The organism is Nioella nitratireducens (genome assembly GCF_001879715.1).
GTDB classification, from domain to species: Bacteria; Pseudomonadota; Alphaproteobacteria; order Rhodobacterales; family Rhodobacteraceae; genus Nioella; species Nioella nitratireducens.
On the sequence record NZ_MNBW01000010.1, the window covers coordinates 1 to 20,245 of the forward strand.

The 20,245-nt window shown below is 65.3% G+C and carries 21 protein-coding genes; 10 read left to right on the plus strand and 11 right to left on the minus strand.

Annotation, left to right across the window (positions count from 1 at the left end; genetic code table 11):
* Positions 1-302 precede the first annotated feature (302 nt).
* Together BKY27_RS11355 and BKY27_RS11360 are read right to left on the minus strand one after the other, a co-directional pair.
* Positions 303-2,279 (minus strand): hypothetical protein, encoded by a 1,977-nt coding sequence (locus BKY27_RS11355; RefSeq protein ID WP_146636230.1) that lies wholly within the window; start codon positions 2,277-2,279, stop codon positions 303-305.
* Positions 2,280-2,516: 237 nt separating this feature from the next.
* Entirely contained in the window at positions 2,517-3,515 is a 999-nt protein-coding gene (locus tag BKY27_RS11360) for an NAD(P)-dependent oxidoreductase (protein WP_324610000.1), read from the minus strand.
* Between BKY27_RS11360 and BKY27_RS11365 the strand changes: the two genes are divergently transcribed.
* Positions 3,514-4,263, plus strand: coding sequence for an SDR family NAD(P)-dependent oxidoreductase (locus BKY27_RS11365; protein WP_071674608.1), 750 nt, complete (start codon positions 3,514-3,516; stop codon positions 4,261-4,263). The genes BKY27_RS11360 and BKY27_RS11365 overlap by 2 nt on opposite strands.
* Positions 4,264-4,289: 26 nt before the next feature.
* Complete coding sequence (locus tag BKY27_RS11370; RefSeq protein ID WP_071674609.1) at positions 4,290-5,480, plus strand: Gfo/Idh/MocA family protein; 1,191 nt, start codon at positions 4,290-4,292, stop codon at positions 5,478-5,480.
* Positions 5,481-5,484: 4 nt separating this feature from the next.
* Here BKY27_RS11370 and BKY27_RS11375 read toward each other — a convergent pair whose 3' ends face one another.
* Positions 5,485-6,633 (minus strand): HPP family protein, encoded by a 1,149-nt coding sequence (locus tag BKY27_RS11375; protein WP_071674610.1) that lies wholly within the window; start codon positions 6,631-6,633, stop codon positions 5,485-5,487.
* 249 nt (positions 6,634-6,882) lie between these two features.
* On the opposite strand from BKY27_RS11375, the gene BKY27_RS11385 reads away from it, so the two are divergent.
* The 3 genes from BKY27_RS11385 (at position 6,883) to BKY27_RS11395 (ending at position 8,763) form a co-directional block, all read left to right on the plus strand.
* Positions 6,883-7,302, plus strand: coding sequence for a DUF2852 domain-containing protein (locus BKY27_RS11385; protein ID WP_071674612.1), 420 nt, complete (start codon positions 6,883-6,885; stop codon positions 7,300-7,302).
* A 73-nt stretch (positions 7,303-7,375) separates the two neighbouring features.
* Positions 7,376-7,831 carry an RDD family protein gene (locus tag BKY27_RS11390; RefSeq protein ID WP_084667950.1) on the plus strand — a complete coding sequence of 152 codons (456 nt, stop codon included), beginning with the start codon at positions 7,376-7,378 and terminating at the stop codon, positions 7,829-7,831.
* A 107-nt stretch (positions 7,832-7,938) separates the two neighbouring features.
* Complete coding sequence (locus BKY27_RS11395; RefSeq protein WP_071674613.1) at positions 7,939-8,763, plus strand: arginyltransferase; 825 nt, start codon at positions 7,939-7,941, stop codon at positions 8,761-8,763.
* A gap of 43 nt (positions 8,764-8,806) precedes the next feature.
* Here BKY27_RS11395 and preA read toward each other — a convergent pair whose 3' ends face one another.
* Positions 8,807-10,111 (minus strand): NAD-dependent dihydropyrimidine dehydrogenase subunit PreA, encoded by a 1,305-nt coding sequence (gene preA, locus BKY27_RS11400; protein ID WP_071674614.1) that lies wholly within the window; start codon positions 10,109-10,111, stop codon positions 8,807-8,809.
* Between the two features lie 4 nt (positions 10,112-10,115).
* Positions 10,116-11,453, minus strand: a complete 1,338-nt coding sequence (locus tag BKY27_RS11405; protein ID WP_071674615.1) for an NAD(P)-dependent oxidoreductase — start codon at positions 11,451-11,453, stop codon at positions 10,116-10,118.
* A 288-nt stretch (positions 11,454-11,741) separates the two neighbouring features.
* Here BKY27_RS11405 and accB point away from each other — a divergent pair, with 288 nt between their 5' ends.
* The 3 genes from accB to aat all read left to right on the plus strand — a co-directional run bounded on the left by accB (position 11,742) and on the right by aat (position 14,357).
* Positions 11,742-12,251 (plus strand): acetyl-CoA carboxylase biotin carboxyl carrier protein, encoded by a 510-nt coding sequence (gene accB / locus BKY27_RS11410; protein ID WP_071674616.1) that lies wholly within the window; start codon positions 11,742-11,744, stop codon positions 12,249-12,251.
* Between the two features lie 11 nt (positions 12,252-12,262).
* Positions 12,263-13,609, plus strand: coding sequence for an acetyl-CoA carboxylase biotin carboxylase subunit (gene accC, locus BKY27_RS11415; protein ID WP_071674617.1), 1,347 nt, complete (start codon positions 12,263-12,265; stop codon positions 13,607-13,609).
* A gap of 82 nt (positions 13,610-13,691) precedes the next feature.
* On the plus strand, positions 13,692-14,357 hold the full coding sequence (gene aat, locus BKY27_RS11420; protein ID WP_071674618.1) for a leucyl/phenylalanyl-tRNA--protein transferase: 666 nt from the start codon (positions 13,692-13,694) through the stop codon (positions 14,355-14,357).
* On the opposite strand, the gene BKY27_RS11425 is transcribed toward aat, so the two are convergent.
* From BKY27_RS11425 to ald, 4 genes are all read right to left on the minus strand, one after another.
* Positions 14,300-14,737 (minus strand): DUF2155 domain-containing protein, encoded by a 438-nt coding sequence (locus BKY27_RS11425; protein WP_071674619.1) that lies wholly within the window; start codon positions 14,735-14,737, stop codon positions 14,300-14,302. The genes aat and BKY27_RS11425 overlap by 58 nt on opposite strands.
* On the minus strand, positions 14,734-15,192 hold the full coding sequence (gene mlaD, locus BKY27_RS11430; RefSeq protein WP_071674620.1) for an outer membrane lipid asymmetry maintenance protein MlaD: 459 nt from the start codon (positions 15,190-15,192) through the stop codon (positions 14,734-14,736). The genes BKY27_RS11425 and mlaD overlap by 4 nt, the downstream gene beginning before the upstream one ends.
* 37 nt (positions 15,193-15,229) lie before the next feature.
* The gene (locus tag BKY27_RS11435) at positions 15,230-15,607 is read right to left on the minus strand and encodes an NADH:ubiquinone oxidoreductase subunit NDUFA12 (protein ID WP_071674621.1); all 378 of its coding nucleotides are present in this window, start codon (positions 15,605-15,607) and stop codon (positions 15,230-15,232) included.
* Positions 15,608-15,805: 198 nt separating this feature from the next.
* Positions 15,806-16,924: an alanine dehydrogenase gene (ald, locus tag BKY27_RS11440; protein ID WP_071674622.1), complete on the minus strand. Its 1,119-nt coding sequence runs from the start codon at positions 16,922-16,924 to the stop codon at positions 15,806-15,808.
* A 133-nt stretch (positions 16,925-17,057) separates the two neighbouring features.
* Between ald and BKY27_RS11445 the strand changes: the two genes are divergently transcribed.
* Entirely contained in the window at positions 17,058-17,513 is a 456-nt protein-coding gene (locus BKY27_RS11445) for an Lrp/AsnC family transcriptional regulator (RefSeq protein WP_071674623.1), read from the plus strand.
* A 73-nt stretch (positions 17,514-17,586) separates the two neighbouring features.
* Positions 17,587-18,462, plus strand: a complete 876-nt coding sequence (locus BKY27_RS11450; RefSeq protein ID WP_071674624.1) for a hypothetical protein — start codon at positions 17,587-17,589, stop codon at positions 18,460-18,462.
* Between the two features lie 31 nt (positions 18,463-18,493).
* On the opposite strand, the gene BKY27_RS11455 is transcribed toward BKY27_RS11450, so the two are convergent.
* Complete coding sequence (locus BKY27_RS11455; protein WP_071674625.1) at positions 18,494-19,042, minus strand: RSP_2648 family PIN domain-containing protein; 549 nt, start codon at positions 19,040-19,042, stop codon at positions 18,494-18,496.
* Entirely contained in the window at positions 19,039-20,241 is a 1,203-nt protein-coding gene (locus BKY27_RS11460; RefSeq protein ID WP_071674626.1) for an RSP_2647 family RNA methyltransferase, read from the minus strand. Before BKY27_RS11460 ends, BKY27_RS11455 begins: the two co-directional genes overlap by 4 nt.
* Between the last annotated feature and the right edge of the window lie 4 nt (positions 20,242-20,245).

Below are 20,245 nucleotides of genomic sequence, written 5' to 3' on the forward strand. Positions count from 1 at the left end.
TGGCTGCCAGACGGGTATGCTGATCCAATACGGCTGGTAAGCGCCAACCCCCTGGTCCCACTCGGCTTTCTCGCGCCACCCCCGCGCTCCGGACCGGCGCGAGACCCCGCTGTCCCCCATTGGCCGCACGGGCTTTCCTGGACCCCGCCCGAGCCGCCAAGCCCCCCGCGCCATGGTCCCACGGCGCGGGGGAATTTCCCTTCGATCCCCCAAAACCCCCCGTCGCCCCCCCGTGCACCCCGCGTACACCCCCGGTACACCCCCCGTGCACCGGTTTGGCCGCTTTCGGGGTCTGGAGCGGTTCAGGGCTTGCGGTCACCAGAGCCGGGCGTGGCCCCGTTTGCACTGGCGCAATCCATGGCATCGGTGAATTCGAAACAGAGGCCGGTTCCCCCGGATGGCTCGTCGCAGATGCCGTCGAAGGACAGGTCGCAACTGTTGTTCAGCGCATCGGCGCGACCGGGCGTGCCGCGATGCGGATCACAATCGGCACTGTCGCTGAAGGGTGCGCAGATGTCCTCGAGGGTGACCAGCTCTTCGCAGTGCTGGCCAGAGGCGGTTATGCCACTTTCGGGGCACAGGAAACGGCCAATCCTGAGTTCGTCGCACTGACGGTCAAAGGCCGTGTCGCAAGTATTGGACGCGCGGACAGGCGCGCAATCGGCGGTATCTGTCAGCAGGTCGCACATGCCGGTGCCGAGGATCGGTTCGTCGCACACCCCATCCCGCGCAGTCGGACAGGCATTGACCCCGCCCGTTGTTGCACCGGGCGTGTCGCAATCGAACGCGTCGGTGCCAGCGGCGCAGCGCCCGCCCCCGGAACCGGGGGCGTCGCAGGCAAGGTCGAAGGAGAACAGGCACTGGTTTGCGCCGCCAAAGCGCGACAGGCCAACCCCTTCGTTCCAGCAATCGGTCAGATCGGTCCCGGCCGGGCACCGGCCGCCGCCGCTGCCGCCCGGTTCATCGCAGCGGCCATTGTTTGACCAAGGGCACGCCTCTTCCCACAGATCGACACGGCGCGCCCGGCAATCGCGCGAATCCGTCCCGAAGGCGCACCCGCCGTCGCCGAGGTCCGGCTCATTGCACCGCCCGTTATCGGCGAGGGCACAGGAATTTCGCTGGATGTTCGGCTCGCAATCGAAGGTATCCGTCCCCGGCGCGCAGGCACCATTGCCAATGCCGGGATAATCGCACTCGCCATCAAAGGCGCTGTCGCAGCTGTTCAGCATCTCTTCTGTGCAATCGGTCTGGTCGGTGCCCGGACGGCAGAGGCCCGACCCGATCCGTGGTTCATCGCATTGATCGTTGAGCGCGAATGAACAGGAGTCCGGCCCGCCGACCGGGAGACTGCAATCTGCGGTATCTGTCCCGGTCTCGCAAAGCCCTGTCCCGATCCCCGGTTCATCACACATCCCGGTGAACGCGTATTCGCAAGTGTTTGCGCGCCGTGTTGCCGCGCAATCCGCAACGTCTGTGCCAAGGGGACAGAGCCCGGTTCCGATGACGTCTTCGTCGCAGACACCATTGCGCGCCGTTGGACAGGCATTGCAATCCAGATCATCGGTTCCGGCGGGACAAAAGCCTGTTCCCCCGAGGATGACCGGATCGTCACAGATCCGATCCGCAGCGCGATCGCAGCTGTTTCGCGCCATCACCTCTCGACAGTCTTCGGCATCGCTGCCTGCCTCGCATTGGCCGGTGCCAAAGGTCGGGGCGTCGCAAATACCGTCGCGGGCCGTCGGGCACGCCGCAGGGGGCCCCGCAGCCTGACAATCGACCAGATCCGTCCCTGCCGGACACAGGCCGGTGCCACCGGGATCGTCACAGATACCATTTGATGCGGACGCGCAGCTATTGTCGGAGCGGGCGGTGGCGCAATCTGCTGTATCCGAGCCTGCATAACAATTTCCGGTGCCGATGACGGGTTCATTGCACACGCCGTCACGGGCAAGCCGACAGGCATTCAGACCGAAATAGCAATCATACCCATCGGTGCCGGCCGCACAGGTGCCGTTGCCGATATAAACTTCGTCACAGACATCGTTGGCGGCGGTTTCACAGCTATCCCCGGCGCTGCAATCAACCCAGTCCGATCCCCTCGGGCAGAGCCCGCTGCCGAAGATATTTTCCTCGCACACGCCGTTCCGAACCAACTCGGGCCGACAGGCGGCAGGTTGCGCGCGGGCGCTTGGCGAGGTGGACAAGACCAGAAGGACGGTGGCAAGTCCGATCCAGCCAACGCGTTTCTGGCGTGGGGTATGGCTTGTCCCAATTCTCATCTTTCCCCCTTCCGCCGCATGACCTCTTTGAGGGTAAAGGCGGGTTGGGGGATGCTCGATGATCGGGATCAAGCCCCCGGCCGGGGTCTGGCGATCCTTGGTGGCGGTCTTGGCCACGCTGCGTCCTGCAAGCTGTTTCGCGGCCCGGCGATGCGCGGCGGCCTGCCGCCGCTGTTTCACGCAGGGCGCAGGGTGGCAAAAGGGGCTGGGCGGGGATCGTTCGTCATGTGGGGCAGCCTAGGTTTCAGCCTGCTCCGGCAGCCCGTTCGCGTCGGCGATGTAGTCGACCAGATGCGGCACGTAATCCTCGGCCCCGTTGCCGCCGGTGGCGCAGGCGAGCGCGTAGCTGTTCTTGACCGCGTTGCCGATGGGATTGGACAGCCCCGCCGCGTCGGCCATGCTTTCGAGGTAGCGCATATCCTTGTGGGCATTGGTCAGGGTGAACTTGTGGCTTTCGCGGTTGCCTTCCAGCGCGTAGCCCATGAAGGTGCGGTAAAAGCCGTTGTCCATGCGGCCGCCCCGGATCACGCTGTCGAAGGTCTCGATCGAGATCCCGACTTTGCGGCTGAGCGCCAGCGCCTCGGCATAGAGCGCGCCATAGCCGAGCGAGAGGAAGTTGTTGATCAGCTTCATGCGGTGGCCGTCGCCAGTCTGGCCAATGTGGACGATGGCGCCCGCCCATGTTTTCAGGATCGGCTCGATTCGGGCGAAGGTGGCAGCATCGGCGCCGACCATGGTCGAGAGGTCACCTGCCTCGGCCTGCACCGGGGTGCCGCCAAGCGGCGCATCGGCCAGCGCCACCCCCTGCGCGGCGAGACGCTTGGCGAGGGCTTCGGTCGAGACCGGATCGGCGGTGGAGCAATCCACCACCACGCTGCCCTTGGCCAGCGCGGGGGCCAGGGCCTCGACAATGGCCTCGACCTGCGGCGAGCCGGGGGCGCAGAGGAATACGACATCGCTGGCGGCGGCGAGATCGGCGAGGGTTTCGGCCTCGGTCGCGCCCATGGCCGTCAGATCCTCGACGGGCGCGCGGTTGCGATGGGCAATCACGGTCAGGGCATAGCCCCCGGCGAGGATGTTTTTCGCCATGCCGTGGCCCATCAGGCCCACGCCCACGAATCCAATGCGGTCGGTCATGTTTTGCACTCTCCTTGTCCTGTCGTTGGCATTGTCAACATCTGGCGCCCGGACGCAAGCTGCGCTAGGCCGGGGGGAAACCTGAAAGGAGACACCGATGAGCCAGTTTGCGACTTACCCCAGCCTCAAGGACAAGCGTGTGCTGATCACCGGGGGGGCGTCGGGCATCGGCGCCCGGATGGTGGCGGCCTTTGCCGAGCAAGGCGCGACCGTGGGCTTTCTGGACCGCGACGAGGCCCTGTCCAAGGACATCGCGGCGCGGCACGGGGCCGCGTTTGCACTATGCGATCTGCGTGACATCGCGGCCACCCGCGCCGCGATTGCAGAGCTGGCGGCCCGGACCGGCGATTTCGACGTGCTGGTGAACAACGCTGCCCGCGACGACCGCCATGACTGGCGCGAGGTGACGCCGGAGTATTGGGACGAGCGGATGCAGACCAACCTTCGCCATATGTTCTTCGTCTTGCAGACCGTGGCCGCGGGCATGATCCGCAAAGGCGGCGGGTCGGTCATCAACATGGGGTCCAACTCGTGGTGGGAGGCGGGCGCGGGCTTTCCCGCCTATGCCACCGCCAAGGCCGCCGTGCACGGGCTGACGCGCACCATGGCGCGCGAGTTGGGGGGGCATCGCATCCGCGTCAACACGGTGGTGCCCGGCTGGATCATGACCGAGCGGCAGAAAGAGTTGTGGGCGACGCCCGAGGCGCTGGAAAACCATCGCAAACGCCAATGCCTGCCCGACCTGATCGACCCGGACTACGTGGCGCGGATGGTGCTGTTCCTGGCCTCGGACGACGCGGCGATGTGCACGGCGAGCAATTTCATGGTCGAAGCAGGCTCTATCTGAGCCCGGACCAAAGCGGAGGACGCCAGATGACCCGGACCCCGGATTTTTCCCTGTCGCAAGGGCTGCGGGTGCCGCCGCTTGGCCGCCGCCTGCGGCTTGGCTTCGTGGGCGGCGGGCGCGGCGCCCTCGTGGGCACGTGGCATCGCAACGGCGCTTGGCTGTCGGGGCAATGGGATGTGGCGGCGGGCGCGCTGTCGACCGACCCCGAACGGGCGCGGATATCGGCGGCGGATTGGGGCATCGCGCCGGATCGCGCCCACGCCGACTATCGACACATGGCCGCGGCAGAGGCAGCGCGGGCCGACGGGATCGAGGCGGTCACGATCTGCACCCCCAACAGCAGCCATGCCGGGATCGCCAGCCATTTCTTGCGGGCGGGGATCGACGTGATCCTCGACAAGCCGATGACGATCAGCGTGGCCGAGGGCGCGGCGCTGGTGGCGCTGGCCAAGGAAACCGGTCGCGTGCTGGCCGTCACTTACCCCTATCCCCATCACGCCATGGCGCGACAGGCGCAGGCCATGATCCGCGAGGGCGTGATCGGCACGGTGCGGCAGGTGGTGGTGGATTATGTGCAGGATTGGGGCACCGCACCGGAAGACCCGGCCAACGCGCCGTGGCGGCGGGATCCGGCGGTGGTCGGGCGGACCTCGGCCACCGGCGATATCGGCACCCATGCCTATCACCTTCTGAGGGTGACAACGGGGCTGCGGGCAACGGCGCTGCGGGCCGATTTCCACCGCTGCGGCGGGGCTGCGGCGCTGGAGGACACGGCCTTTATCAAGCTGCGCCTGGACAATGACGCCCCGGCCCATATCTGGGTGACACAGGCCGCGCCGGGCAATGCCTGCGGGCTGCGCATCCGGGTGTATGGCGAAAAAGGCGGCATCGCGTGGGATCAGGAAGATCCGGAACGGCTGCATGTCTCCCTGCTGGATGCGCCAACGCAGGTGATCCTGCGCGGGCATGGCGCGGGGATGCGCCCGAGTGCCGAGCGTCTGGTGCATCTGCCGCGCGGCCATGGCGAGGCGCTGACCGATGCATGGGCCAATCTATATTCCGAAATCGGCATCACCATCGCCGCCCATCGTGCCGGGGTGGATCTGCCCGAGGGGCTGGTGCAATATTCCGACGGCGCCGCCGGGCTGGAGGGCGTGCGCTTCATGACCGCCTGTGCCGACAGCGCCGAGGCGGGATCGGTCTGGGTGCAGATCTGAGGGGTTAGCCGCCGCGCAGGCTGCCGCGAGCGAGGGCACCGATCAGGTCGGTGCGGGTCACGATCCCGACAAGGCGCGGACCATCGAGCACCGGCACGGCATCAACCTCGCCATCGGCCATCATCGGCAGAAGCGCGGCAATCGGCGTTTCGGGCAGCGCGCGAGGACCGGAGACATTCATGATTTCTTCGGCGTGTGCCGGGGCCTCGCGGCCGCGGTCGACCAGCCGGGCCATCGCGGCCCCCAGACCCCGGCGCAGGCGCCCGGCATCTTGCTGGGCACGGGCAATCAGGTGGATCTGGAAGATCACGCCGAGATAGCCCCCCTTGGGGTCGACCACCGGAAGCGCGGTGAACTTGTGCCGGCGAAACAGTGCCGCCACGTCGCCCAGCCCGGCCCGCGGGCCAACCGTGATCAGGCTGCGCGACATGATATCGGCGACCGTCATCGGCCCGGTCCTGTGGGTCGCGGCCTGTAATTCCGCCGCCCCGATCAGGCGGGCCAGATCCTCGACCCCGAGGTTGAAGGACTGGCGATAGCGGTCGAGGATGTCGGACAATTCCCCTTCGGACAGGCCGAGACGCTCGCTTGGGGCCGGATCGCCCGTGCCATGGGTGTTGGGATCGTCGAACTGGCGGAACGGGTAGTGCCGCCCGGTGGCGCGCGCATAGGCGATAGCGACCAGCACCAGCACGATAGTGCCAAGCGCCACCGGCATCAGCACGAACCAGAAACCAAGATGCTGGACGGCCTGCGGGCTCATCGCGGCGGTCATGGCGACGGCACCGGCGGGGGGGTGAACGGCGCGCACAAGGATGGTCGCGGTGATCGCCAGCCCAACGGCAAGGGCAATGCGCAAGGTCGGGTCGGGCACCAATCGGCAGACCGCGACGCCAACGGCGGCGGCCACCGAATTGCCGACCACGGCGGACCATGGTTGCGCCAGCGGACTGTTGGGCACGGCGAAGAGCAGCACGGACGTCGCCCCGAACGGGGCGATCAGGTAGAGGCCAAGCCGCAGATCGACTGACGGCGACAGCACCAAAAGCCCAGCCAGCCCCAACCCGATCAGCGCGCCCAGCCCGGCGCGGATGGCCTCGACCGGGGATGTAGCGGCAACGGCGGGGCCGAGAGAACGGAGAAGATGGGACATGGCGCGCGGGTTCCTTGGGGCTTTTGCCAAGGTGACAGCGCCCGCGGGGACGGGCAAGCCCGTCGCCGCCGTTGCAACCTGTCGGAGCGACGCGACGGACGGGGTGCGGGTTGGCGATCCGCCGGGGCGGCGGGCGATGGTCGTGGAAAATGTAAAATCTTTTTACATTCCCTCTTGAAGGGCCGCGCGGCCTCCCCATCTGATGTAATGTAAAGCGAATTTACATTCACATCCGAGACGGAGGACACAATGACCGCAACCGCAACCGAGACCACGGCCAAAGGCTATTTCGCCCAGGCCGAAGCGTGGCTCGACGACAAGGGAAAAGGGGCCTGGATCGCCGCAATGGTGCTTGGCTTCATCTTTTTCTGGCCCGTTGGCCTCGCCTTTCTTGCCTACATGATCTGGAGCAAACGCATGTTCAAATCCGGCTGCCGCAAAAGCCACCGCATCCACGCACGCCACAATTTCCGCACTTCTGGCAACACCGCGTTCGACAGCTACAAGGCCGACACGCTGCGCCGTCTGGAAGAGGAACAGGACGCGTTCGAATCCTTCCTGCAACGCCTGCGGGACGCCAAGGACAAGGCCGAGTTCGACCAGTTCATGGATGACCGTGCCCGCCGCGCCCGCGACGAGGCGGTGGATGCCGAAACCGTAGAGGCCTGACGCCCCAAGCATGGCCCCTGCCCCGCCGGTTGCGCGATGTCCCCCGCGCAACCGGCCCTTTCTTTGACACCGGATGACACTTATGATTCTCGCCATGACGTCCACTTTGCCCGACCCCGACCGCCAACCCGTCTTTTATGATGGCATTCCCGCCAAGCGCCTGCTGGCGTGGGTGGTGGATGTCATCCTGATTTTCGCCGCCATGATCGTGGTCGGTCTGGCGACCCTGACGCTGGCGTGGTGGCTGTGGCCGCTGTTTTGGGTCGCGGTCAGTTTTCTCTATCGCAGCCTGACCATCGGCACCGGTTCGGCCACGCTGGGGATGCGGTTGATGAATATCCAGCTTCGCAACGCCGAGGGCCATGTGCTGAACGGCAGCGAGGCGATGGTGCACACCGGCCTTTACCTGATCTGCGCCAGCTTCTTCCTGCCGCAAATCCTGTCGATCGCCTCGATCGCGCTTGGCCAGCGACATCAAAGCGTGCCCGATCTTTTGCTGGGCACTGCCGCGATCAACCGCCCGCGCTGATCTGCCTGCTTGGGCAACGTCGGGTCAAAAGGTATTGCCCGGCGTTGCGTCCTGTTGCAGGCTTTTGTCACAGGACGGAAACAAAAGCCCGACGCGGACCCATCAAAATGCGCCACAGTCTTCCACTCGCGCCACAGTTCTATGTGACTGCCCCCCAGACTTGCCCATATCTAGAGGGCAAGCGCGAACGCAAGCTGTTCACTGCCCTGCAAGGCGATCATGCCGAGAAGCTGAATGATTCGCTCTCCAAGCAAGGCTTTCGCCGGTCGCAGAACGTGCTTTATCGTCCGTCCTGCTCGGACTGTTCGGCCTGCCTGTCGGCCCGTATCCGGGTGGCGGATTTCAACCCATCGAAAAGCCAGCGCCGCGCCCGCAACCGTAATCAGGGCCTGACCCGAGAGGCGCGCAGCCCGTGGGCCACGGAAGAGCAATACACCCTGTTCCGCACCTATCTGGACAGCCGCCACGCCGATGGCGGCATGGCCGATATGGACGTGTTCGAATTCGCCGCGATGATCGAAGAGACGCCGGTGCGCAGCCGGGTGATCGAATATCGTGACCCGGACGACGACAACAGCCTGATCGCCGTCTGCCTGACCGATGTTCTCGATGACGGGCTGAGCATGGTGTATTCCTTTTTCCGCCCGGATCTGGAGCGACGCTCGCTCGGGAGTTACGTGATCCTCGATCATATCGAGATCGCCCGCGAGGCGGGGCTACCTTATGTCTATCTCGGCTATTGGGTGCCCGGCAGCGACAAGATGGGCTACAAGGCCAAGTATTCGGAGCTGGAGGTCTATGTCGGCGGCCAATGGCAGCGCCTGCGAGACCCCAAGGATTACGAGGCCGAGACCCACCCGCTGTCGATTGACCCGATCGCGGAACAGGTCGCACGGCTGAGCCTGCCCGACACCCGCCCCGTCAAACCGTAACGGCCCGGCCAAGGGCGATGCGCCCCCGGCCGGACCCGATGCCCTATTCCGCCGCCGTCGCGCCGGGGTTGTTCGGATGCGTCGTCCAATTGGCGTAATCGTCCGAGACCACCTTGCCCGTGCGCGGGTCGGTCGTGCCGGCCTCCATCCGCTCCATGGTGATGCAGCCCTCGACCGGGCAGACATCGACGCAGAGGTTGCAGGCCACGCATTCGGCGTCGTTCACCTCGAAGACGCGGCCCTCTTTCATCCAGATCGCCTGATGGCTGGTATCTTCGCAGGCAATGTAACAGCGGCCACACTTGATGCAGGCATCCTGGTCGATCTTGGCCTTGGCGACGTAATTGAGGTTCAGATACTGCCAGTCAGTCACGTTGGGCACGGCGCGGCCCACGACCTGGTCGACCGAAGTATAGCCCTTTTCATCCATCCACTGGGACAGGCCCGAGATCATCTCTTGCACCACCTTGAAGCCATAGGTCATGGCGGCGGTGCAAACCTGCACATTGCCCGCGCCGAGCGACAGGAATTCGGCCGCGTCGCGCCAGGTGGTGACCCCGCCAATGCCGCTGATCGGCAAGCCGTAGGTTTCGGGATCGCGGGCGATTTCGGCCACCATGTTCAGCGCAATGGGCTTGACCGCCGGGCCGCAATACCCGCCATGGCTGCCCTTGCCGTCGATGGACGGCTCGGGGCTCATCGTGTCGAGATTGACGTTGGTGATCGACGAAATGGTGTTGATCAGACTGACCGCATCGGCCCCGCCTGCCTTGGCTGCGCGGGCAGGTTTTCGCACATCGGTGATGTTGGGGGTGAGCTTCACGATGACCGGGCGGTCATAATACTGTTTGCACCACTCGGTGACCATCTGGATGTATTCCGGCACCTGTCCCACGGCGGCGCCCATGCCGCGCTCGCTCATGCCGTGGGGGCAGCCGAAGTTCAGTTCGATCCCGTCGGCGCCGGTATCGGCCACGCGGGGCAGGATGGCTTTCCAAGACGCCTCGTCACAGGGCACCATGATCGAAGCGATGAGCGCGTGGTCGGGGTAATCTTTTTTCACGCGGGTCATTTCCTCGAGGTTCACCTCCAGCGGGCGGTCGGTGATCAGCTCGATATTGTTGAGGCCGAGCAAGCGGCGGTCGGCGCCGTAGATCGCGCCGTAGCGCGGGCCGTTGACGTTGACGACGGGCGGGCCTTCGGAGCCGAGCGTTTTCCACACGACGCCGCCCCAGCCCGCGTCATAGGCGCGGCGGACATTGTATTCCTTGTCCGTGGGCGGCGCCGAAGCCAGCCAGAACGGGTTGGGGCTTTTGATGCCCAGGAAATTGGTGGTGAGATCGGCCATTGTCTTACCCTCCCGTCAGGCTGGTGTGGATGTCTTCGGCGGCATCGCGGCCCTCGGCCACGGCGGTCACGGTCAGGTCATCGCCGCCGCCGGCACAATCGCCCCCGGCCCAGACCCCGGCAACGCTGGTGCGCCCGGCGCCGGTGACAGCGATCTTGCCGCCCTCGATGCTGACCCCGTCCGGCGCGCCCTGCAATGTCTGGCCGATGGCCTTGAGCACCTGATCGGCTGGGATCGTGAAGGTTTCGCCCGTCCCTTTCAGACCGTCCGGCCCGGACACGGTGTATTCCGCCTCCAGCGCCTGCGCTGCCCCGTTCCCTGTGACGCGGACGGGACGCGCATTGAAGACAAGACGCACGCCCTTCGACGCGGCCAGATCCTGTTCGAAGCGGCTGGCAGGCATGTCATCGCGGCTGCGGCGATACAGGATGGTGACGTTTTCCGCCCCCAACAGCCTGGATTGCACGGCGGCGTCGACGGCGGTCATCCCGCCGCCGATCACCACCACGTTGCGCCCGACCGGAAGCGAGGAGACATCCCCGGCCTGACGCAGGGTTGCAATGAAATCAACGGCATCGGACACGCCGTCCTTGTCCTCGCCCTCGGCCCGCAGCGCGTTGACGCCGGCCAGGCCCATACCAAGGAAAACCGCTTCATACCCGGCCTTCAGCGCATCGAGCGACAGATCCGCCCCAAGCGCCTTGCCGGTATGCAGGGTGATCCCGCCGATCTGCATCAGCCAGTCGACCTCGGCCCCGGCAAAGCCGTTCACCGTTTTATAGGCCGCGATGCCGTATTCGTTCAGACCGCCGCCCTTGGGGCGCGCGTCGAACAGATCCACGTCATGGCCCTTCATGGCAAGGCGGTGCGCGCAGGACAGGCCAGCAGGCCCGGCCCCGACAACGGCGATCCGCTTGCCGGTGGCGTCGGCGCGGGCAAAGGGGTGCACGCCCTGCGTCATCAGCGTATCGGTGGCGTAGCGTTGCAGGCGGCCAATCTCGACCGGTTTGCCTTCAGCCTCTTCGCGCACGCAAACCTCTTCGCAGAGCGTTTCCGTCGGGCAGACGCGGGCGCACATGCCGCCAAGGATGTTTTGTTCCAGAATCGTCTTGGCCGCCGCTTCGGGCGTGCCGGTCGAAATCTGGCGGATGAAAAGTGGAATGTCGATCGACGTGGGACACGCGGTCATGCAAGGCGCATCGTGGCAAAAATAGCAGCGATCCGCTGCCACCAGAGCCTCATGCGCATCCAAGGGCGCGTGCAGATCGTCGAAATTCGCGGCGTAGTCCTCGGGCCGAAGCCGGCCGGGGGCGATTCCCGGGGTAAACGGGCTGTTCGTCATGGGGCCTCCCTGATCGAATGGCGTGTTTTCGCTGTCAGAAAGGCTGGCACAGGGTCGTTTTTTTATCAACTGGTAAAAAATGAATACTGCCGAGACGCAGCCACAAACGACATTTTCCTGCGCCCTTGCCTGCAAAACGGGCACCCGACAGAGCCAGCGCTGCTCGACTGACACGTTTTCCGGGCCAGTTTGCCTTTTCACCTCGAAGGGGAACGCGTATACACCCCCCGATATGATCATTCGTGCGGGGCCGGTTCCGACCCCCCGCCAAAACATCCGAGGGCAGAGATGGCAAACAAGACGCATGACGGGGATGTCGCTTTCATCAAGGCGCTTGCAGAGCTTCTGAACGACAACGATCTGACCGAACTGGAGGTCATGCGCGAGTATAGCGACAACGACAGCCTGACTGTCCGTGTCAGCCGCCAGACCTACGCCGCGCCCGTTGCCGCACCGGCCCCGCTGGCCGCACCGGCCCCAGCAGCCGCCGCCCCGGCCCCTGCCCCGGCAGCGACACCGGCAGCGACACCGGCCGCCGCCGCACCGGCCGATCCGGCAGACGACCCCGGCGCCGTGACCTCGCCGATGGTGGGCACCGCCTACCTGCAAGCCGAGCCGGGCACGCCCCCCTTCGTCAGTGTCGGCGACCAGGTCAGCGAGGGGCAGACCGTCCTGATCGTCGAAGCGATGAAGACCATGAACCAGATTCCCGCGCCCCGCTCGGGCAAGGTGGCCCGAATCCTCGTCGGTGACGGCGACCCGGTCGAATTCGGCACCCCGCTGCTGATCATCACCTGAGGGGCGGGCCTATGTTCACCAAGATCCTCATTGCCAACCGGGGCGAAATCGCGCTTCGCGTGATCCGCGCCGCGCGCGAGATGGGCATCCAGACCGTCGCCGTGCACTCGACCGCCGACAGTGACGCGATGCATGTGCGCATGGCCGACGAGGCGATCTGCATCGGGCCGCCCTCGGGCACGCTGAGCTATCTGTCGATTCCCGCGATCATCTCGGCCTGTGAAATCACCGGCGCCGAGGCGATCCACCCCGGCTATGGCTTCCTGTCGGAAAACCAGAGCTTCGTGCAGATCGTGGAAGACCACGGCATCAAGTTCATCGGCCCATCGGCTGCGCATATCGGCATCATGGGCGACAAGATCACCGCCAAGGAAACCATGAAAAACCTCGGCGTGCCATGTGTTCCCGGCTCGGACGGGGGCGTTCCCGATCTGGAAACCGCCCGCACGGTGGCCGAAGAGATCGGCTATCCCGTCATCATCAAGGCCACCGCAGGCGGTGGTGGACGCGGCATGAAGCTGGCCAAGACCGCCTCCGATCTGGACAACGCCTTTCGCTCGGCCCGGTCCGAGGCCAAGGCCGCCTTCGGCAATGACGAGGTATATCTGGAGAAATACCTTGGCGCGCCCCGCCATATCGAGGTGCAGGTGTTCGGCGACGGAAAGGGCGGCGCGGTCCATCTGGGGGAACGCGATTGTTCGCTGCAACGCCGCCACCAGAAGGTCTTTGAAGAGGCCCCCGGCCCCGCGATCGACGCGGAAACACGCGCCCGTATCGGCAAGACCTGCGCCGACGCCATTGCCGCCATCGGCTATGAGGGGGCGGGCACGATCGAGTTCCTGTTCGAAAACGGCGAGTTTTATTTCATTGAAATGAACACCCGCCTTCAGGTGGAACACCCTGTAACCGAAGGGATTTTCGGCGTCGATCTGGTGCGCGAACAGATCCGCGTGGCCGAGGGGCTGCCAATGTCCTTCACGCAGGACGATCTGCAAGTCGAGGGCCATTCCATCGAAGTGCGGATCAACGCCGAAAAGCTGCCGAACTTTACCCCCTGCCCCGGCAAGATCACCCAGTATCACGCCCCCGGCGGTCTGGGCGTACGGATGGATTCGGCGATTTATACCGGCTATTCCATCCCGCCTTATTACGACAGCCTGATCGGCAAGCTGATCGTGCATGGCCGGGATCGGGAAGAAGCCCTGTCGCGGTTGCGCCGGGCCTTGGGCGAGTTGATCATTGACGGAATCGACACCACCATTCCGCTGTTCCACGCGCTGCTGGATGAAGAGGCGGTCCTGACCGGGGATTACAACATCCACTGGCTGGAAAAATGGCTTGAAACCAATCTCGGCTGATCCTTGCCAGTCAACACATTGTTCACCAAGTAAGCGGCGGAAACCACAAGCGTTTCCGCCGCTCTGCTGTTAGTGTCTCTGCATGGCTCATGACGTTCTGCACCCCGCGCGCCCGGCGCTGACACCCGACTTGTTGCTGCGGGCCTACGCAGCCGGAATTTTCCCGATGTCGGAATCGCGCCAAGCCGACGAGGTGTTCTGGGTCGATCCGCGGATGCGGGGAATCATCCCGCTTGGCGGCCTTCACATCTCGCGCAGTTTGGCCAAGCGCATTCGCCAACAGCCCTATCAGATCCGGGTAAACCACGATTTCGCGGCCACGGTCACCGGCTGTGCCGAGCGCGAGGAAACCTGGATCAACCCGCAGATTTTCGACCTCTACGTGCAGCTTCACCTGGCCGGGTTTGCCCATTCGATGGAGGTCTGGGACGGGGCTTACCTGGTGGGCGGCGTCTATGGCGTGGCGCTTGGCGCGGCCTTTTTCGGGGAAAGCATGTTCTCACGCCGCACCGATGCCTCGAAGATCGCCCTGGCCTATCTGGTCAACCGGCTGCGCTATGGCGGCTTCCAGCTGTTCGACACGCAATTCGTGACCGACCACCTGCTGTCCCTCGGGGCCATCGAGATCCCTCGCGCGGAGTATCACAAACGTCTGGAGCGGGCGCTAAGCTGGGACGCGGATTTCCTTGCTCAGCCGTCCTCGGTGCCGCCGGACGAGGTGTTGCACCGCAGAACCCAGACATCGTAGCGCGGATGTTCCAGCGCCGACAGCGCGGGCGATGACGCGATCATCCAGCCATTGAACAGTTCCACCCCGTCAAGGTCTGTGATCCGCAGATGCGCATAGGCATCGGTGTCGGGGCTTTCCTCGGGGTAGCGGCATTCCAGCAATTGCACTGAAATGCGGCCCAGAACCGATGTCTCGCCATTGGCAAGGGTCAGGTCGTTCGACCGGCCCACGGTCTTGTCCAGAACCCGCAACCTTGCACCGACGGCGGTGGCGACGGGGCCGACATCGGCCACCGACGGGCCGTCTTCAATGGTCAGTTGAACGCCGCTCTGTTGTGCCGCCCCGGCCAGTGGCAGGGCGCACAGCATCAGGGCAAGGGCGATCCACGCCAGCCTCATTGGCCGCCGCCTGTGGCGCCCCCCACGGCGCGCAGGATCAGTGTGGTCAGGCTGACCGCGCTCTGGGTTTCGTAAACCTCGTCTCCGGAGGCAAGGTTGAACGGCGAGCCACCGGGCACCAGTTCGAGGAAATTGCCCCCCAGCAGCCCTTCGGAGGCGATCACCGCCTGCGTATCATCGGGCACCTCGATGCCCTCGCTGACCGAGAAATCCACATCGGCGCGGAACGTCTCGGGGTTCAGGTCCAGCGACAGAACCGATCCCACGCGGACACCGGCAAGGCGCACATCGGTGCCGACGCCGATCCCGTCAGCAGACCGGAAGGACGCGGTCAGCGGGTAATTGCCGCTGTTGCCGGAATTGAACCCGGTGATCTGGCCTGCATAAAAGAAAAAGCCGACCGCCGCCGCCAGAACGGCGCCGCCGACAAGAACCTCTGTGGCATTCTCGGACATCGGCTTCCCCTTTAGGGTAGACGGAGGATTGATGCGGTTATTCGGGGCTCCACGCCTCGTAATCGCTGCGCTCGACCGGCTGCACACGTCGCAGCGAGCCTGCCGGGGCGTAGGCGCCCGCGGTGCCGGTCAGGTTGGGCAAGTGCGCCTTTTCCCACGGCTTGTGAACCATTGGCCGCGAGGCAGGCGTTTCGTCATAGGTGTGGTGCAGCCAGCCATGCCAGTCGGGCGACACGCGCGACGCCTCGGCTTCGCCGTTGAAAATCACCCACCGGCGCTTGGCGTCGGCAGTCTGGTAGTAGATATTGCCCTGCTCATCCTCGCCGACCTTCTGGCCTTTGCGCCAGGTGAACAGCTGCGTACCGATGGTCTGGCCATTCCACCAGGTCACGAGACGATTGAGGAAAGAGAGCATGGGCGGTGCCTCCGGCAAGATACGCTTTCCTGTCTAATGCCGCATGTCAGCGCCAAGGTCCAGCGAGAAACCCTGTTGGAAAGTGTCGCGGGCGGGCGGATGCCACCAGTGAAACGAAATGGCCCCGGACGGGAAGGGAAACCGTCCGGGGCCTGTCCTGCCGGGACTGGAGCGCCCGGCAAGGGAGGATTCGCAGGATCAGGCGGCGAGCGCCTGTTCGGTTGCCGTGAAGTCGAGCCCCAGGTCGCGGGCCACGGCCTCGTATGTCACCTTGTGGTTCCAGACATTCAGCCCGTTGGCCAGATGCGGGTCGCGGGCCAGCGCCCCCTTCCAGCCCAGATCGGCGATGCGCAGGGCATGCGGCAGGGTCACGTTGTTCAGCGCATAGGTCGATGTGCGCGCCACGCCGCCCGGCATGTTGGCCACGCAGTAGTGCACGATCCCGTCCACGGTGTAGATCGGGTCGGCATGAGTGGTGGCATGAGAGGTCTCGAAGCAGCCACCTTGGTCAATGGCCACGTCCACCATCACCGCGCCGGGTTTCATCGTCGGCAGCATCGCACGCGTCACCAGCTTGGGCGCGGCGGCGCCGGGAACCAAAACCGCGCCGATCACCAGGTCGGCCTCGGCCACGCATTCGGCCAGGTTGGCCTGATTCGAGAACCGGGTTTTCGCCCGTGCTTCGAAATAGGTGCCCAGTTTTTCCAGCACTTCCGGGCTGCGATCGAGGATCGTCACATCGGCACCAAGGCCCACGGCCATCTGCGCGGCGTTGAAGCCGACGACACCGCCGCCGATCACGGCAACCTTGCCCGGCATCACACCCGGCACGCCGCCAAGCAGCACACCGCGCCCGCCATGGGATTTTTCCAATGCGGTTGCACCGGCCTGAACCGACATGCGGCCCGCGACCTGGCTCATCGGTTTGAGCAGCGGCAGGCCCCCGCCCGCACCGGTCACGGTTTCATAGGCAATACAGGTCGCGCCCGAGGCGATCAGGTCTGCGGTCTGTTCCGGGTCCGGCGCAAGGTGCAGATAGGTATACAGCACCTGACCCTCGCGCAGCATCTTGCGCTCGGTCGCCTGCGGTTCCTTGACCTTCACGATCATGTCGGCCTTGGCGAAGACCTCTTCGGCGCTGTCCACGACGGTCGCGCCCGCAGCGCGGTAATCGTCATCCATCGCGCCGATACCGGCGCCGGCCTGGGTCTCGATCAGGACGCTATGGCCATGGGCCACCAGTTCGCCGGCGCTTTCCGGGGTCAGACCGACCCGGTATTCGTGATTCTTGATCTCTTTGGGGCAGCCGACGATCATCGGATCCTCCTCCTTGCGCGTTTATCTTTCAGGGATGATATGCGGATATGGATGGAATTTTCTTGATATTTCACCGGAAATTTGCGGAACATGTGCAAGTTTCTTGCGCCATTCAGATAGATTTCAGGAAAAAATGGATCAGACAGACACCCGAATCCTGCGCGCCTTGCAGCGAGAGTCAAATCGCCCCGTGGCCGACCTGGCCGCCGAGCTTGGGCTCTCGGCCTCGGCCTGTCATCGCCGCATCAAGGCGCTGGAGGGGGCCGGGATCATCAAGGGCTATTCCGCCCGCCTCAGCCGCCGCAAACTGGGCTTCAACATCCTCGTCTTCGTGGAAATCACCCTGCGCAGTCAGGAGCGCAGCGTTCTGGAAGGGTTCGAGGCGGCAGTCCGCGCCTCGCCTGACATCCTCGAATGTCACCTGACCAGTGGTCAGGCCGATTACACGCTGCGGGTCGCCGCCCGTGACATGGATGACTATGACCGCATCCACCGCGATTGCCTCGCCGCCCTGCCCGATGTCTCGGCCATGCACACCACCTTTGCCCTGCGCCCGATCAAGTTCTGGCAAGGATACCCGGTGCGTTGACAGCAAAGGCCTTTTTCTTGCCGACGCGCCCGTATAGGGTCGTCCCTGTTGGGCAGCAGAGAGGACAAGTCAGATGCAGGTCGTGTTTCATATCGGCGCGCCATGCACGGATGACGACCGGCTGGTCAAGTCGCTGATCCGCAACCGCGACGCGCTGAGCAAGGATGGCGTGGCCGTCCCCACGCCGGGGCTTTACCGCGATGTCATCAAGGACACCCTGCGCGCCCTCGACGGGGCCCCGGCCCCGGAAGAGATGAGCCGCGCGATCCTGGAAACCGCCCGCGTGCCCGAGGGGACGGAACGGGTGATTTTCTCCGATCCCAAGATGGTGTCGATCAACAGGCTGGTGGTGATCGGCCCGCAATTCTGGCCGATGATCGACCGCGTGGCGCGGTCGCTGCGCAACCTCTTCCCGCGCGATCAGGTCGAATTCATGCTCGGCCTGCGCGACCCGGCCACGCTGATCCCGGCCTTGTTCAAAAGCTCGGCCTTTCGCAAATTCGAAGAATTCACCGAAGACATGCAGCCGCACGCACTGGCATGGTCGGAAATGCTGGCCCGCCTGCGCGAGGCCGCCCCGGAATGCCCGGTGACCACGTGGTATAACGAGGATACGCCGCTGATCTGGGGCGAGATCCTGCGCGAAATGGCCGGGTGCGAGCCGCTGCACCCCCTCGACGGGGTCGATGACCTGATCGAGGAGTTGATGGACCCCGCCGGTTTCCGCCGGATGCAGCGCTACCTTGAAGAAAACCAGCCGGAAAACGAGGTGCTGCGCCGCCGCGTGGTGGCGGCCTTCCTCGACAAATACGCGCTCGACGACGCGCTGGAGGAAGAGCTCGACACGCCCGGCTGGTCGCATGACATGCTGGAAGAGATGACCGCGGCCTACGAGGACGACATGGATGCCATCGCCCGTGTTCCCGGCGTCACGCTGATCGCGACCTGATCCCCGCCACGCCCGCGCGGGCCATTCCCTGTCAGCCGAGGGACGACAGCGCCTTGCCAAGGCGGGGCAGCCGCGCGCGTTTCAGCAGCCCGCGCAACGGCAGACTCTCGCCCGACAGCGCCTCTGCCGTGGCATGAACGCGCTTGGCCACGGCCTCGATCCGGTCGGGGCCATCCAGCCAGAATTGATAAAGCAGAGCGTCGGGATGGTGCAGGTGTTGGCCGTGGGGCCGCAATTCCCCGGCCGGAAAATCGCGCAGGTTCAAGGTGACAATCCCCTCGCCCCCCCCCGCAATCGCCGTGGCCAGAACGTGAATGTCATCGGGATCGGGCAGCCAGAGGCACTGCTCCAACGCGGCATCTGCGGGCACCAGCGCCCCCGGCCACCGCGCATTGAGCAGTGCGATCTCGCCTTCGGCCACCGCCGCATCACCGGGGCCGCGGCGTATCGCGGTGCGGCGCCATTCCTCCAGTATCCGGTCCGACCAGATCGGGGTGAACAGCCCCTCGCCCGCCGCCCCCAGCACCAATTCGCGCAGCACCGTGGGGTACAGCACGCAGGCGTCAACGCAGAGGATCATGGCAACAGTCGGAATGCCAGCGCCTTGAGATAGCCAGTCTCGGTCAGGGCCGGATGCTGCGGATGATCGGGACCGGCAAACCCGGTATGGATCAGGCGCGGATCCCGCCCCGCCCGGCCAATGCCGCGCAGGCAGGACTGCCGGAACTTGCCCAGGTCTGCGGCATGAGAGCAGGAGCACAAGATCAGCGTGCCCCCCGGCGCCACCAGCGACGCGGCAAGGCGCGCCACACGTTCATAGGCGCGCAGGCCTTGTGACAGCGCGGTCTTGGACGGCGCGAAGGCGGGGGGATCGGCGATCACCAGATCGAAATGCGCGCCCTCGTCGGCCAGCGCCTCCATCACCGCAAAGGCATCGCCCTGACGGGTGTCGACCCGATCCGCGACCCCCATGGCCGCAGCGCCCTGCCCGGCAAGCTCCAGCGCGGGTGCCGAGGAGTCGATGCACAGGGCATGGGCCGCACCGCCCGCAAGACCGGCCAGCGCAAAGCCCCCCACATGCGAAAACACGTCCAGCACCCGCGCGCCCTTGGCAAGGCTGGCGGCAAAGGCGTGGTTGGGCCGTTGGTCGTAAAAGAGGCCGGTCTTCTGTCCGCCCATCACATCGGCCAGATAGGTGGCCCCGGTCATCTGCACCGGGATCGGCGCGGTGGGGGCCGCGCCGCGCAGCACGGCCATCTCTTCCGGCAGGCCCTCTTGCGCGCGGGCACGGCCGCTGCCGTTTTTCAGAATGGTGGTCGCGCCGGTCAGGTCGGCCAGCAAGTCGGCGATCATGTCCAGCCGTTCTTCCAGCCAGATCGCATTGGGCTGCACCCCCAATACATCGCCGAAGCGGTCGACGATCAGGCCGGGCAGCGCGTCGCCCTCGGCATGGACCAGCCGGTAGAACGGCTGATCGAACAGCCGCCTGCGCAGGTCGAGCGCGGCCTCCAGCCGGGCGCGCAGCCAGTCGGCGTCGATCCGGGCGGCGGGGTCGCGGTCCAGCACGCGAAAGGCGATCTTGGCATCGACCGTGGCGACGCCCATGGCGAGCGGGTTTCGCTCGGCGTCCTCCAGCACGGCCAAGGCGCCCGGCGCGATGGCGCGCGAGCGGCGGTCAAGAACAAGCTCATCCGCCCAGGCCCAGGGGTGACCATGGCGGATGCGGCGCGAGTCGCCCTTGGGTTTCAGGCGCAAAACGGGAAAAGGAGGCGTTGTCATACGC

Coding starts and splice junctions, on each gene's coding strand:
- BKY27_RS11355 (WP_146636230.1), bottom strand. CDS start 2,279: ATGAGAATTGGGACAAGCCATACCCCACGCCAGAAACGCGTTGGCTGG.
- BKY27_RS11365 (WP_071674608.1), top strand. CDS start 3,514: ATGAGCCAGTTTGCGACTTACCCCAGCCTCAAGGACAAGCGTGTGCTG.
- BKY27_RS11370 (WP_071674609.1), top strand. CDS start 4,290: ATGACCCGGACCCCGGATTTTTCCCTGTCGCAAGGGCTGCGGGTGCCG.
- BKY27_RS11375 (WP_071674610.1), bottom strand. CDS start 6,633: ATGTCCCATCTTCTCCGTTCTCTCGGCCCCGCCGTTGCCGCTACATCC.
- BKY27_RS11385 (WP_071674612.1), top strand. CDS start 6,883: ATGACCGCAACCGCAACCGAGACCACGGCCAAAGGCTATTTCGCCCAG.
- BKY27_RS11390 (WP_084667950.1), top strand. CDS start 7,376: ATGACACTTATGATTCTCGCCATGACGTCCACTTTGCCCGACCCCGAC.
- BKY27_RS11395 (WP_071674613.1), top strand. CDS start 7,939: ATGCGCCACAGTCTTCCACTCGCGCCACAGTTCTATGTGACTGCCCCC.
- preA (WP_071674614.1), bottom strand. CDS start 10,111: ATGGCCGATCTCACCACCAATTTCCTGGGCATCAAAAGCCCCAACCCG.
- BKY27_RS11405 (WP_071674615.1), bottom strand. CDS start 11,453: ATGACGAACAGCCCGTTTACCCCGGGAATCGCCCCCGGCCGGCTTCGG.
- accB (WP_071674616.1), top strand. CDS start 11,742: ATGGCAAACAAGACGCATGACGGGGATGTCGCTTTCATCAAGGCGCTT.
- accC (WP_071674617.1), top strand. CDS start 12,263: ATGTTCACCAAGATCCTCATTGCCAACCGGGGCGAAATCGCGCTTCGC.
- aat (WP_071674618.1), top strand. CDS start 13,692: ATGGCTCATGACGTTCTGCACCCCGCGCGCCCGGCGCTGACACCCGAC.
- BKY27_RS11425 (WP_071674619.1), bottom strand. CDS start 14,737: ATGAGGCTGGCGTGGATCGCCCTTGCCCTGATGCTGTGCGCCCTGCCA.
- mlaD (WP_071674620.1), bottom strand. CDS start 15,192: ATGTCCGAGAATGCCACAGAGGTTCTTGTCGGCGGCGCCGTTCTGGCG.
- BKY27_RS11435 (WP_071674621.1), bottom strand. CDS start 15,607: ATGCTCTCTTTCCTCAATCGTCTCGTGACCTGGTGGAATGGCCAGACC.
- ald (WP_071674622.1), bottom strand. CDS start 16,924: ATGATCGTCGGCTGCCCCAAAGAGATCAAGAATCACGAATACCGGGTC.
- BKY27_RS11445 (WP_071674623.1), top strand. CDS start 17,058: ATGGATCAGACAGACACCCGAATCCTGCGCGCCTTGCAGCGAGAGTCA.
- BKY27_RS11450 (WP_071674624.1), top strand. CDS start 17,587: ATGCAGGTCGTGTTTCATATCGGCGCGCCATGCACGGATGACGACCGG.
- BKY27_RS11455 (WP_071674625.1), bottom strand. CDS start 19,042: ATGATCCTCTGCGTTGACGCCTGCGTGCTGTACCCCACGGTGCTGCGC.
- BKY27_RS11460 (WP_071674626.1), bottom strand. CDS start 20,241: ATGACAACGCCTCCTTTTCCCGTTTTGCGCCTGAAACCCAAGGGCGAC.